15 protein-coding genes are annotated in these 12,506 nt (G+C 57.8%); 5 read left to right on the top strand and 10 right to left on the bottom strand.

Features of this window, described 5'->3' with window-relative positions; genetic code table 11:
- Positions 1 to 13 precede the first annotated feature (13 nt).
- Positions 14 to 952: an aromatic alcohol reductase gene (locus FEM41_RS17235; RefSeq protein ID WP_138097424.1), complete on the bottom strand. Its 939-nt coding sequence runs from the start codon at positions 950 to 952 to the stop codon at positions 14 to 16.
- Positions 953 to 1,034: 82 nt separating this feature from the next.
- Here FEM41_RS17235 and FEM41_RS17230 point away from each other — a divergent pair, with 82 nt between their 5' ends.
- Positions 1,035 to 1,463 (top strand): winged helix-turn-helix transcriptional regulator, encoded by a 429-nt coding sequence (locus FEM41_RS17230; RefSeq protein WP_138097423.1) that lies wholly within the window; start codon positions 1,035 to 1,037, stop codon positions 1,461 to 1,463.
- A gap of 132 nt (positions 1,464 to 1,595) precedes the next feature.
- Here the strand turns inward: FEM41_RS17230 and FEM41_RS17225 are convergent, their stop codons facing one another.
- The 3 genes from FEM41_RS17225 to FEM41_RS17215 all read right to left on the bottom strand — a co-directional run bounded on the left by FEM41_RS17225 (position 1,596) and on the right by FEM41_RS17215 (position 4,560).
- Positions 1,596 to 3,047, bottom strand: a complete 1,452-nt coding sequence (locus tag FEM41_RS17225; RefSeq protein WP_138097422.1) for a tagaturonate reductase — start codon at positions 3,045 to 3,047, stop codon at positions 1,596 to 1,598.
- A gap of 152 nt (positions 3,048 to 3,199) precedes the next feature.
- A complete protein-coding gene (locus tag FEM41_RS17220; protein ID WP_138097421.1) occupies positions 3,200 to 4,165 on the bottom strand; it encodes a sensor domain-containing diguanylate cyclase in 966 nt (321 codons plus the stop codon).
- A 41-nt stretch (positions 4,166 to 4,206) separates the two neighbouring features.
- Positions 4,207 to 4,560, bottom strand: coding sequence for a DUF4186 domain-containing protein (locus FEM41_RS17215; RefSeq protein ID WP_138097420.1), 354 nt, complete (start codon positions 4,558 to 4,560; stop codon positions 4,207 to 4,209).
- Between the two features lie 94 nt (positions 4,561 to 4,654).
- Between FEM41_RS17215 and FEM41_RS25070 the strand changes: the two genes are divergently transcribed.
- The gene (locus tag FEM41_RS25070; protein ID WP_277752966.1) at positions 4,655 to 4,777 is read left to right on the top strand and encodes a hypothetical protein; all 123 of its coding nucleotides are present in this window, start codon (positions 4,655 to 4,657) and stop codon (positions 4,775 to 4,777) included.
- Between the two features lie 66 nt (positions 4,778 to 4,843).
- Here the strand turns inward: FEM41_RS25070 and sad are convergent, their stop codons facing one another.
- Positions 4,844 to 6,238, bottom strand: coding sequence for a succinate-semialdehyde dehydrogenase (gene sad / locus FEM41_RS17210; protein WP_138097419.1), 1,395 nt, complete (start codon positions 6,236 to 6,238; stop codon positions 4,844 to 4,846).
- Between the two features lie 107 nt (positions 6,239 to 6,345).
- On the opposite strand from sad, the gene ptrR reads away from it, so the two are divergent.
- Positions 6,346 to 7,203: a putrescine utilization regulator PtrR gene (gene ptrR, locus FEM41_RS17205; RefSeq protein ID WP_138097418.1), complete on the top strand. Its 858-nt coding sequence runs from the start codon at positions 6,346 to 6,348 to the stop codon at positions 7,201 to 7,203.
- 66 nt (positions 7,204 to 7,269) lie between these two features.
- Positions 7,270 to 7,524, top strand: a complete 255-nt coding sequence (locus FEM41_RS17200; RefSeq protein WP_196240464.1) for a hypothetical protein — start codon at positions 7,270 to 7,272, stop codon at positions 7,522 to 7,524.
- A gap of 13 nt (positions 7,525 to 7,537) precedes the next feature.
- Here the strand turns inward: FEM41_RS17200 and FEM41_RS17195 are convergent, their stop codons facing one another.
- The 4 genes from FEM41_RS17195 to FEM41_RS17180 all read right to left on the bottom strand — a co-directional run bounded on the left by FEM41_RS17195 (position 7,538) and on the right by FEM41_RS17180 (position 10,343).
- Complete coding sequence (locus FEM41_RS17195) at positions 7,538 to 8,020, bottom strand: GNAT family N-acetyltransferase (protein ID WP_138097417.1); 483 nt, start codon at positions 8,018 to 8,020, stop codon at positions 7,538 to 7,540.
- Positions 8,021 to 8,115: 95 nt separating this feature from the next.
- On the bottom strand, positions 8,116 to 8,343 hold the full coding sequence (tsuB, locus tag FEM41_RS17190; RefSeq protein ID WP_138097416.1) for a thiosulfate utilization sulfurtransferase TsuB/YeeD: 228 nt from the start codon (positions 8,341 to 8,343) through the stop codon (positions 8,116 to 8,118).
- Positions 8,344 to 8,367: 24 nt separating this feature from the next.
- Positions 8,368 to 9,423: a thiosulfate utilization transporter TsuA/YeeE gene (gene tsuA, locus FEM41_RS17185; protein ID WP_138097415.1), complete on the bottom strand. Its 1,056-nt coding sequence runs from the start codon at positions 9,421 to 9,423 to the stop codon at positions 8,368 to 8,370.
- A 128-nt stretch (positions 9,424 to 9,551) separates the two neighbouring features.
- A complete protein-coding gene (locus tag FEM41_RS17180) occupies positions 9,552 to 10,343 on the bottom strand; it encodes a PhzF family phenazine biosynthesis protein (protein ID WP_138099238.1) in 792 nt (263 codons plus the stop codon).
- Positions 10,344 to 10,528: 185 nt separating this feature from the next.
- Here FEM41_RS17180 and FEM41_RS17175 point away from each other — a divergent pair, with 185 nt between their 5' ends.
- The gene (locus tag FEM41_RS17175) at positions 10,529 to 11,728 is read left to right on the top strand and encodes a sugar transporter (RefSeq protein WP_138097414.1); all 1,200 of its coding nucleotides are present in this window, start codon (positions 10,529 to 10,531) and stop codon (positions 11,726 to 11,728) included.
- Positions 11,729 to 11,762: 34 nt separating this feature from the next.
- Here the strand turns inward: FEM41_RS17175 and FEM41_RS17170 are convergent, their stop codons facing one another.
- Entirely contained in the window at positions 11,763 to 12,500 is a 738-nt protein-coding gene (locus FEM41_RS17170) for an HPP family protein (RefSeq protein ID WP_138097413.1), read from the bottom strand.
- Positions 12,501 to 12,506: the final 6 nt, after the last annotated feature.

Below are 12,506 nucleotides of genomic sequence, written 5' to 3'. Positions count from 1 at the left end.
CCGCCTGAAACGCTTAACCCACACCATTTTCGGCCAGCCATTCTCTGGCCGTCATGGTGTTGATTCCCTGCCGGGCATTAAAGGTATCGGCTTTATTCCATGCCACACCGTCACTGCGCCCAAAGGCCAGCCGATATTTTGCCGCCACGCTCTCCGGGTGATGGCGGACATCGTTTACCAGCCGCGCTTTATCCAGTAATTCTCTGTGGATCTCACCGCCCCAGTGAGACTGCATTAAATCGGCAATTTCGCCATAGGTCAGGGTATCGCCCGCGATATAAACCACCTGGTCACGAAAGCGCGGTTGATGGAAAAAGATCTCCGCAGTCAGCATGCCAATGTCTTCGGGCGTGGTCAGCGTCACCGCATACTGCCAGTTTCCCAGGCCATAGACCGTCCGCGCTTTTTCATTCACCACGCCGAACCCGGGCTCGAACAGGTAACTGGTAAAAATGCCGGTCGATACAATCACCCACTCCATTTCACGCTGGGCGCGTAATAGCAGGCGGACCTCCAACTGTTCATCCCATACCTGTTGACCACTTCCTTTCCCCACCACGTCATAGTCAACGCCGAACTGCCACGGGAAGTAGCGAGCGACACCTGCGTTGAGTACCGCCCGGGTGATTTTGATTTGCGTTCCGGGGCCGCCGACAAAGCCGCTACAGTTAATTACCGCGTCAAACGGGCGAAATAGCTGGCTCAGTTCATCGACGGTCTGATTCTGTAAATCGCCTTCTATCACGTGGATTCCCGCTGCCGTCAGTTCATCCAGCCGGGTTTTTCGCGCACCGGAGACGGCACTGGTCGCATCCGGCCGCAGTAAAACGCTGATCTGCGTCTGCGAATGGCGGCGCGCCTGTTGGCTCATCGCCCGCAAGACCTGGATCCCAAGCTCCCCTGCGCCCAGAACTAAAATCCTTTGTGTCGGTTTTTCGATTAGATGCGTCATACTCTCCCCCTTGTGTTGGGTATAGACTGACATCGGATAACGGCTGGATTCAATAAGGCACACCGATGATACCGGGGGTGAAATGGAGCAGGATCGAGAAGCCATACTGCAACTATCAAAAGTATTATGTGAACAGTTAAGCGACGATGATGACGGCCTGAAGCGGGAAATTCTGACCCATGCAGGGAACCGCTGGTCGCTGGGTGTCGTGCATCTGCTGGGCACCCGCGGCCCTATGCGCCATGCCGAAATACGCCGCAATCTTAACGGCGTGACCCAAAGAATGCTGACGCGCACGTTACGCCAGCTGGAGCGTGACGGGCTGATTTCACGGCACGATTATCAGGAGAAAAGTCCCCGCGTGGTCTACACCGTGACCGAACAGGGAAAAGAGATGCTGATCCGCATGATGCCGCTATGGCAGTGGATTATCGCCTCTGTCGACGATTTTCGGGCGGCCAGAGCGCGCTACGACAGCGTGGAACGCGTCTCTCCTTACTTGCCAGACTAAGCTGTGCTCGACGCTGATGTTCTGCGGCAATGAATGGTGAAATCAAAAGTATGTTGTAACTAATATGCGTTCCAGACTAAAAAGGCCACGGCAAATCGCCATGGCCTTTAATGATGTTCTCGCTCAGTCAGTTCAGCACAGCGGCGCTACCGCATCGCGCATCCCTTTGCTGAGAATCGCCTCCAGGAAGGCGGTGACCTGATCCACCAGCCCGGGAACGGTCAGCAGACAGCATTCCCAGTGCGCTTCATCGCCCAGGACCTGCTCCACCAGCGAGCAGACGCTCAACTGACCGTCGCGGTAAGCGGGCCACCACTGACCGTAGCGTTCCAGCCAGTGGGCGTCATCCTGCAGCGGATAGCTTTCACCGCCCCGCTCACCCTGGTAGAAGGCAATCAGCGCCGCCAGCGCGAAGGTCAGCCGCGCCGGAAGTTTACCGTTAGCCTGCTGCGCCGCCAGCAGCTGCGGCAGAATGCGGGTGCGGAACTTGGTCATACCGTTCAGGGCAATGGAAAGCAACTGATGGCGAATATAGGGGTTGCGAAAGCGCCCTGTTACCGCCTGGGCGAACGACAGCAGCTCCTCTTTAGGGAGATCCAGCACCGGAATAATTTCATCGCGTATCGCCTTTTCCACAAAGGCGCAGATCTGTGCATCGCTCATCGCTTCGCCCACGGTATCCAGACCGGCCATAAAGGCCACCGGCACCAGCGCGGTATGCGCACCGTTGAGAATCGCCACCTTACGGGCCTTGTAAGGCTTAATATCGTCGACGATCAGGACGTTAAGCGCCAGTTTATCGAGCCGTAGCTCCTGAGCCAGCGACTTCGGCCCCTGAATCACAAACAGGTAGAAATGTTCGGCGGTATCCAGGAAAGTATCGCGATAGCCAAGCTGCTGCTCAATCTGCTCTGCTTCATCGCGCGGATAGCCGGTCACGATCCGGTCCACCAGCGTAGAGCAGAAAGTGTTGGCGTCATTCAGCCACCGGATAAAGCCTTCCGCCAGGCTCCACTCCCGGGCGTAGCGTAAGACCAGTTCACGCAGCGCATCGCCGTTGTAGTCAATCAGCTCGCAGGGAATCATAACCCACCCTTTGTCCTGAGCGCCGTCGAAGTGGCTGTAGCGCTCAAACAGCAGGCGGGTCAGTTTGGCCGGGAAGCTCACCGCCGGAGCATCTTCAAAGCGATCGCCCGCATGGTAGCTGATGCCCGCTTCGGTGGTGTTAGAAAACACAAAGCGGATATCAGGATTATGAGCCAGCTTCAGGTATTCGTCGTACTGACGATAAACATTGATTTCACGGTTAACCGAGCGGATCAGGCGCGCATCGCTCACGGCTTCCCCCTGCTCGTTCAGACCGCGAATCAGCGTGGTGTAGAGGCCATCCTGTTCACTGAGCGAGGGGGGGAAATCGCTGTCGATGGGGCGGACAATCGTCACACCGGCGTTAAGATCGGTATGTTCATTCAGCAGATCGATCTGCCAGTCAACAAAGGCGCGCAGGAAGTTGCCTTCCCCGAACTGAATAATGCGCTCAGGATAGCTGGCGCCGGGAAAATCACGACGATTCAGAGATTTCACAATCAGATTCCTTACCAGATAAAAGGCCTGAAAAGGCACTTGTCAACAACCTGACAGGAAAAGTAGCAAACAAGGATTATCTGAAACCCCGTTTCGATCAAGGTGAGTTGATATTTTCAATTTTATTTATAAAAACTGTGACCCGGACTGAACTAACGGGCCTGCTGACGCGACTTCTTCATCTGGTACATACGCCTGTCCGCCAGCTGGAGCAGCGAGCGCAGCGAAGAGTGACGTAGCGGATCGTACTGCGCCATCCCCCACGAGAAATGCAGTTGCCAGGGCTGGCCGCTGGTTTCGTTATACAGGCTGACCTTGTGTTGCAGTACCTCCATCGCCCGGGAGGCGCCGGAAAGCGAACTGTCGGTAAACAGAATGCTGAACTCATCGCCACCGCGACGGCCGATGACATCATCTTCGCGAAAGCACTGCTTCATTAACCCTGACATCACGCCAAGCGCCCGGTCGCCTGCTTCATGACCCCAGGTGTCGTTGATAATCTTAAAACCGTCGAGATCGATAAAGCACAGGCAGGCTGGCTTTTCGCGGCGCCTTGCCCCTGCCAGCGCATAGGAGGCCAGCACATCAAAACCGCGGCGATTGGCAAGCCCGGTCAGTTGGTCCAGGCGCGCCTCTGTCAGTACCGCAAAGCTGTCTTCCACAATAGCGGCCAGATCCTGTAGCACCGCCACCTCATCTTCTGAAAGCAGGCGTGGACGAGTATCGCTGATGCACAGCGCCCCTACCGCAAAACCATCCGGCATATGCACCGGGCAACCGGCGTAGAATCGCAACCCCTGGTGCGTGATGGCAGGCGCATCGTGAAAGCGGGGATCCTCCAGCAGATCGCTGACAATAAGCGGCGTACTTTGCAGAATGACGTGTGAACACAGCGAGGTTTCGCGATCCCACTTTTCCGGCTCCAGCCCAATGCAGGAGTGCGGTAAGAGCTGGTCGGCATCCACCAGATTCAGCATGGCGACAGGTACGTCGAAGATGCGTTTTGCCATGCGGGTCAGGCGATCGAATCGTTCGGATGGCCCTGACTCCGGCAAGCCGGAGGCATGGAGCGACTGGAGGCGGTCTTCTTCATTGGCGGGCTTGTCGGCAAATTTCATGGCATTACTCGTCTTAAAACCAGGTATCCAGCATAACCTGGTCAGTTCATCTGGGTCACCAGCCAGCGCCAGATAACGGCCAGGATATAGCGCTGCTGCTCATCGTTCAGCGCCTGCCCGGCGGCAATACCGTGCCATTTGGCCAGGCAGCCGCGGCAGCAGGTGGCCGTGGCATGCTGGGCGATAAAAACCGGATGACCGCGCATGGGCGTCTGCTTTCCGTCATTGGGCGGCTGTGCTGGCGCCAGACGGGTGGCGATAAAGTCGATAGCGTGACGTTCAATCACCGGCGCCCCTTTATCAAGACAGTACTGCCGCTCTTTGGGCCCCAGGCGGAAACGGCTGCGAAAACGGGAACGACTCAGGCGTTCGAACAGCGCATCGGTATTTTTCATGTACTCCTCCTCCCGCGTATTCCCCTGTGCGGAATTTAGCTTCCGTTTAACCGCACTCCCCTAAAGTTAACCGGGCAATCGGTTGGAGACGGGCATGCACAAACGGGGTATCAGGGAGTTCATTATCATTGGTGCAATTATGAGCTTTATTAGCGTGACGATTAGCAGCGTGGCGATGCTACTGTTCGCCGCGTTCAGCGCCAGCTTTTTGTTTTAGGACAAAGGGCAAAACGCGGAGCGCAGTATACGCCCCGCGTGAAGAGAGTGCCATGGCACGCCAGGATTAGTGGCGATCCTTCCATACGGTCTGTACGTTACAGAACTCATACAGGCCAAAATGCGACAGTTCGCGCCCGAATCCGCTCTTTTTCACCCCGCCAAAAGGCACCCGGGCATCGCTGGCGCAGTAACCGTTGATAAACACGCCACCGCACTCCAGACGCGCGGCCATATCATTAGCCAGGGCCTCATCGCCCGTATACAGCGTGGCGGAAAGCCCGAATTCGCTGTCATTGGCAAGCTCAAGGGCGTGTTCAGCATCCCTGGCCACGGTAATGGCCGCCACCGGGCCGAACAGCTCCTGGCGGAACGCGGTCATATCAGCGGTGACATTACCCAGTACCGTAGGGGCATAGTAGTTACCTGCACCTTCGACTTTATAACCCCCCAGCAGCAGTTCAGCCCCCTGAGCAATGGACTCTTCAACCTGCTGATGCAGTTCATCACGCAGATCGTAGCGCGCCATCGGCCCCAGTGTGTTTTCTTCATCGCGCGGGGAGCCCATCTTCAGCCGGGCCGCTTCGGCAACAAATTTGCGGGTAAAGGTTTCGGCAATCCCCTGTTCGACGATAAAACGCTTGGCGGCGGCGCAAACCTGCCCGGTATTCTGATAGCGTCCCGCCACGGCGGCTTTTACCGCTTCATCAATATCGGCATCGTTCAGGACAATAAAGGGATCGCTGCCCCCCAGTTCCAGTACGCACTTCTTCAGTGCCGCACCGGCCTGAGCGCCAATCGCCGCACCGGCGCGAACGCTGCCGGTCACTGCCACAGCCGCGATACGATCGTCGGCAATGACCTGGCTCACCCCTTCCGGCGTGGCGTTAACCACCGCAAAGACCCCAGTCGGAATCTGCGCATCGCGGAACAGTTCTTCAATCAGCCAGGCGCTGCCCATCACTGACGGCGCATGCTTCAATAGATAGCTATTCCCCGCCAGTATCATCGGTACCGCGCCACGCAGCACCTGCCACAGCGGAAAGTTCCAGGGCATGACCGCCAGTATCGGTCCCAGCGGGCGAAACTCCACCACGGCTTTATTCTGTTCCACCTGGGTCGGCTGCTGGCCCAGCATTGCCGGTCCCTGTTCAGCATACCAGTCGCACAGGGCCGCCGATTTATTGACTTCTCCACGAGCCTGAGCAATAGGCTTACCCATTTCAGCACTCATCATTTGCGCCATCTCTTCGCCGCGATTGCGCAGTGCTGCTCCCAGACGACGCAGGGCGTCTGCTCGCTCTGCGAGTGCTACCCCGCGCCAGTGGCGGTAACCCTGATGGACCAGGGCGATGGCGTTATCAACGGCCGCGCTATCGGCCCAGGGCCAGGCGCCAATCTGTTCGCCGGTGGCCGGATTAATAGAAATCGCATGTGTTGCAGGTGAAGTCGCTTGCGTCATTGTGTTCTCCGCGCTCTGTTCTTAAATGTGGCGTTAAGCATGCCATTGCATGACAGTTGATAAAACTGAATAATATTAAGTCAGCCATTCACGATATGAGAAAGCTCATGGACCTTACCCAGCTTGAGATGTTTAATGCCGTAGCGGAAGAAGGCAGCATCAGCGCCGCCGCCCGGCGAGTACACCGCGTTCCCTCCAACCTGACCACCCGTATTCGCCAACTGGAGGCCGATCTCGGCACCGAGCTGTTTATTCGCGAGAACCAGCGTCTGCGGCTTTCGCCCGCCGGACACAGCTTTCTGGCCTACAGTCGGCAGATTCTGGAACTGGTTTCCGAAGCCCGTACTGTGGTGGCCGGCGACGCTCCCCAGGGCCGGCTGGCGCTGGGGTCGCTGGAAAGTACCGCAGCGGTGCGGATTCCGGGGATTCTGGCAGAATTTAATCAGCGCTATCCGCGCATTCAGTTAGATCTCAGCACCGGTCCGTCGGGGGGAATGATCGACCGCGTGCTGGAAGGCAGTCTGGCCGCCGCTTTTGTCGATGGTCCCCTGCTCCATCCAGCGCTGGAAGGGGTTGCGGTGTTCGATGAGGAGATGGTGATTATCGCCCCGGCGGGTCATCCCCCCATTACCCGGGCCCGGGACGTTAACGGCGCCAGCATTTATGCCTTTCGCGCTAACTGCTCCTACCGGCGCCATTTTGAAAGCTGGTTTCATGAAGATGGCGCCATGCCTGGCAAAATCCATGAGATGGAGTCCTATCACGGTATGCTGGCCTGCGTGATTGCCGGTGCGGGCCTGGCGCTGATGCCGCTCAGCATGCTGGAAAGCATGCCTGGCAGCCATCAGGTATCGCGCTGGGCGCTCACCACGCCGTGGCGCACGCTAACCACCTGGCTTATCTGGCGACGCGGCGCCAGAACGCCGCAGCTTGACGCCTTTAGCAGCCTGCTGCCGGAAAAATGAGTTAACAGTCTGCTCACCACTCCCTAAAATCCCCCTATTTTCATCAACAATCGCAGGAGGCATGAAATGGCTCGCAATAAAGAGAAGCTCGCAGATCCAGGCAAGGTTCTGCGCAATACGATACGACTAAGACGCTGGACGATTGTCGGCGGCATTGCCGTGGGAGTTCAGACCCTGTTGAATGCCTTTACCCGCCCGGAAAGCCCGGCAATGCTGATTTTTCACATACTGCTGACGCTGGGATGCATTGGTTACGGTCTGTCAATGACGCCGCGCATCCGTCAGTTATCTCAGGCCGAAGCGCAAAAATATCACGACTGAGGCCTTTAGCGCATTAGCTGGGTGGACAAAATGCAACAGGCACCGTCTCCTCTGTCATAAGCGTCTTTTCCATCACGGCTTTAGGGCCGTCATCAATAAAGCGGTAACCGTTACGCAAATAGAGCGTAACGGCACCGTGCTGGCGACTGACCGTTGTCAACATCAGACGCCGACAGCCCTCCTGCCGCGCCTGGCGTTCCAGTTGCGACAGCAGCCGTTCCCCCAGCCCGTGGCCACGATGCTCGGGATCGATCCAGATATGTTTTACTTCGCCCTCACCGGCCAGCCTCAACATCACGGCGCCACAGCCCACGGCTGCGCCGCTTAGGGTTCGAATGATCATAAAGATCAGATCGGATTCAGGAATAGCCTCCAGCCGCTGAGGCGTGAGCTGCGCCATTTCAACGGGATAAATTCGCCGGTGCCAGTTATCCAGCGCCTCAGTCAGGCTGCGGGCGATGCGCTGCCGCGCACTCTCTCGCGTTATCTGATACAACCGTTGCCTCCAGTTTTTTTATTTTTTCAGGCAGGTGAAGCAATAAAAAAGCCGGGCGAGGCAGCGCCCCTCCCGGCTGGCGAAAAGTGACAATGTCACCCTTTCATTACAGTGATGGTCCAGCTGGCGTCGCCTACCTGCTGATAGTCAGAGATAGTGTGCCCCTCTTCGGCCGCCCACTGCGGGATGCTTTCTGTCGCCTGGGTACAGTCGAAATCAATCACCAGTTCGTCGCCGCTTTGCAGCTCCGCCATGGCGGCTTTAGCTTCAATCAGCGGAAACGGACATACCAGGCTGACTACATCGAGTTTTTTAACCGTCATCGTAACTCCTTACTTAAAAATAGATCAGGCAGAAGCGGTCTGCAGACGCGCTTTGCGTTGCGGGCGTACGAACAGGAACCAGGAGGCGGTCCAGACGCCCAGAATCATAAAGACCAGCCCCACCCAGCCCTGCCAGGTCATCATGGCGGTCATCACCAGACCGTTACCAATAGAGCAGCCCCCGGCAATGCTGGCGCCGAAGCCCATCAGAATACCGCCGCCAAAGCTGCGGACCGAGGTACGGGCATCGGCGGCGCGCAGCCGGAATTCGCGGCTGGCTTTCGCGGCGATAAACGAGCCCAGGAAGATCCCCAGCACCAGGAACACGCCCCAGTTCAGGAATTTACTGTCGCCCATGACCAGGTACTGAATAATATTGGCGCTGGGAGAGGTGATCCCCAACCCAAAGTGGCGGCCGGTGGCTTCGCTCAGGGGCCAGGCCAGGGTGGCGATCAGGCCAATCAGGATCGCCGTAATAAAGGGATGCCAGCGCTTTTCAAACAGCAAATGCGCCAGACCGCTACGCTTCGGCGGCAGCATGGCCATTTTCAGCTTCGGCTTACGCAGCTCTTTCGCCACCACCGCCAGGGTTACCACCAGCAGCAGCGCAATCAACGGCCATACCGATATACCCAGGGTCTCGGCGATGGAGTTATGGGCGGTGCTGAGCCCTTTGACCTGATGGTTAAAGTCGGTCATATGCGCCGAACGCATCGCCGCGCTGGTCAGCATATAGGCGAACAGCGCAATCCAGCTACCCAGCAGCCCTTCGCCGGCGCGATACCAGGTGCCGGTAGCACAGCCGCCCGCCATCACAATACCGATGCCGAAGACATAACCGCCGAAGACGGTGCCAAACCAGGGGAAAGCGCCTGCGTCATAGCTCAACCAGCCACCGGCGATCAGGGTAAACACCCCGATGCTCTGCACGGCTATCGCTATCAGCAGCGCATAGAAGATGCGGTTATTCTTCGCGATGTACATATCGCGAAAACCGCCGGTCAGGCAGAAACGACCGCGCTGCATCACAAACCCCAGCAGCGCGCCGCAAATCAGCCCGGAAAAGATCGTATACCACATAAAAAAATCGCCATTTGGTGTTAATCAGCTAATCGTGAAATTATTTCGCGTGTCACCATTACGGGGCCAATAACCAAAGGCGATAACATATGTTTTTTAAGAATTAGCTCAGTATTCAGGGCATTAGATTACAGAAAAACCTTACCCATCATATAGGTTCGGGCCTGCCCGCCGATTTTGACCCGGTCCTCCAGCCATTCACAGCGCAGATCGCCGCCCCGTTCCGACACCTGGCGGGCCCGCATCCGGGTTTTACCCAGCTTTGCACCCCACCAGGGGATCAGCATGGTGTGGGCCGAGCCGGTCACCGGATCTTCCGGCATCGTCACTTCAGGGCTGAAGAAGCGGCTGACAAAATCATATTCGCTGTCCGCTGCCGTTACGCATACCTTATTCAGCCCGCCAATCTGGCGCATCAAAGCGAAATCCGGCTGCAGCGCTTCCACCTGTTCACGGCCTGAAAGCTCCACCAGCCAGCATTTGCCTTTACTGACCGAGCGGGCCTGGTCGATGCCCAGCGCCTGTAACAGCGCCTGGGGCGGCGTTTCGGGCCTGCAGTCACGCGCAGGCAAATCCAGGGTTAACCATTCGCCATTGCGGGTGACCTGAAGCTCTCCCACAAAGCGGGTGCTGAAGCGAATCGAGGTGTCCGGCCAGTCGAGATATTCGAAAATCACGTGAGCCGCGGCCAGGGTGGCGTGGCCACACAGGTCGATTTCGGCATGGGTGGTGAACCAGCGCAGTTCAAAACCGCTATCGCTACGCACCAGAAAGGCGGTTTCCGACTGGTTATGCTGTCTGGCCATCTGTAACATCACCTCATCCGGTAACCAGTCCGTTAACGGGCAAACCGCCGCCGCATTCCCGCCAAACGGTCGGTCGCTGAACGCATCAACCAACCAGAAATCAATCGCCTGCATCATTTATATCCTCAGAATATCCCTTACGCTGTTATTAACACGCCGTCAGTCACCGCGCCAGGGGGAGCGTCGTCATTGTAAAGAAGTGAGAGATTCGTCACAAAATCGTTGTGTTTTGCCCGAGCGAGGTTTTAAGATCGGCGCCTTTCTTCCTCCTTTCGAATTAACAGGCGCAAAACACTTTTATGACGGTAAACACAGTCTCCCGCAAAGTCGCGTGGCTGCGCGTTGTTACGCTTGCCATCGCCGCGTTTATCTTCAACACCACGGAGTTTGCGCCCGTGGGCCTGCTGTCGGATATTGCACAGAGTTTTAATATGCAGACTGCCCAGGTGGGCATTATGCTGACCATCTATGCGTGGGTGGTGGCGCTGCTGTCGCTGCCGTTTATGCTGCTGACGGCAAAATTTGAACGACGCGGGCTGCTGATTGGGTTGTTCGTGGTCTTCATCGCCAGTCATGTGCTCTCTTATCTGGCCTGGAACTTCCAGGTACTGGTGCTGAGCCGCATTGGTATCGCCTGCGCCCACGCCATCTTCTGGTCGATCACCGCCTCGCTGGCCATTCGTATGGCGCCACACGGCAAACGCGCCCAGGCCCTGAGCCTGATCGCCACCGGTACCGCGCTGGCCATGGTGCTGGGTCTGCCGCTGGGCCGCATGGTGGGTCAGTATCTGGGCTGGCGCGTCACCTTCCTGGGCATCGGCGCGGTGGCGCTGTTAACCCTGCTGAGCCTGATGAAACTGCTGCCGAAACTGCCCAGCGAACACTCCGGCTCGCTTAAGAGTCTGCCGGAACTGTTCCGCCGCCCGGCGCTGGTGGGCATCTATCTGCTGGTGGCCGTGGTGGTTACCGCCCACTACACCGCTTACAGCTACATCGAGCCCTTTGTGATGACGGTCGCCGGTTTCAGTGCCGGGTTCGCCACCATTCTGTTGCTGATTCTGGGCGGCGCCGGCATTATCGGCAGCATTATTTTCAGCAAGCTGGGCAACCTGCATGCATCAACCCTGGTCAGCGCCGCCATCGCCACGCTGCTGGTCTGCCTGATGTTGCTGTATCCGGTATCCGGCAGCAGCAATGGCCTGATCGCGCTGAGCCTGTTCTGGGGTATCGCGATGATGGTGATCGGCCTTGGCATGCAGGTGAAAGTGCTGGCGCTGGCGCCGGATGCCACCGACGTGGCGATGGCGCTGTTTTCCGGCATCTTTAATATTGGTATCGGCGCGGGCGCGCTGCTGGGGAATCAGGTCAGTCTGCATCTGTCGATGGCCGATATCGGCTATGTGGGCGCCATTCCGGCCCTGGCAGCGCTGGTCTGGTCACTGGTGGTATTCCGCCGCTGGCCCACCAGAACGCTGGAACAGCAGCCTCACCACTCCTGATAGCCTCTCCCACCGGCCCCTGGTCGGTGGGGATCTACTCGCAATTCCGGCGTGCTTGCGCCTTGCGCATAGCCGCTTTATGCTCGATCTTCTCCAGCAGCTCCTGAACGTCATCTTCATCAATATCCAGAAACTGACCGTCGAGCAGCGCGGCGTGAATATCTTCACGGGTCACCGATGCCCCTTGCGACACCCCCCGGGACTTCACCTCTTCTTCGGCCAGCGGATGCGGATAACGACGCCCTACCAGGTTGTTGAAGATCATCGCCAGCACGGCCAGCATCAGGGAATTGAGCAACACCGGCGTCAGCACAAAGTGGTAGCCTTCGTGCGCAACGTCCGCCCCACCGAGGATCGCCGTTAACGCCACCGCGCCGCCGGGCGGATGCAGGCAGCGCAGAAAATACATGGCAGCAATCGCCAGTCCGGCCGCCAGACCGCATGCCAGCGCCACATCAGGCACCAGCATCCCCACAGAGACGCCAATCAGCGCCGACAGCACATTACCGCCAACGATAGACCAGGGCTGAGCCAGGGGGCTTGCCGGAACGCCGAACAGTAATACGGCGGAAGCACCCATTGGCGCGATAAACCACAGATTGACGCCGCCGAGCAGCCAGTGGCTGAACATGCCGGTCACCGCCAGCCCGGTACCCGCGCCAATAGAACAGAGGAGGATATGTTTGCTGGCCACCGGCAGGGCGTGGGGTTTCAGGCGGCCGAGAAAAATGCGGATCCGCGCAAACAGGGACGCGGACAGAACGCTTAACATGGTACT

Source organism: Jejubacter calystegiae (assembly GCF_005671395.1).
GTDB lineage: Bacteria > Pseudomonadota > Gammaproteobacteria > Enterobacterales > Enterobacteriaceae > Jejubacter > Jejubacter calystegiae.
Note: the sequence above shows the minus strand (reverse complement) of the source record. Positions and strands in the feature narration are given on the sequence as shown.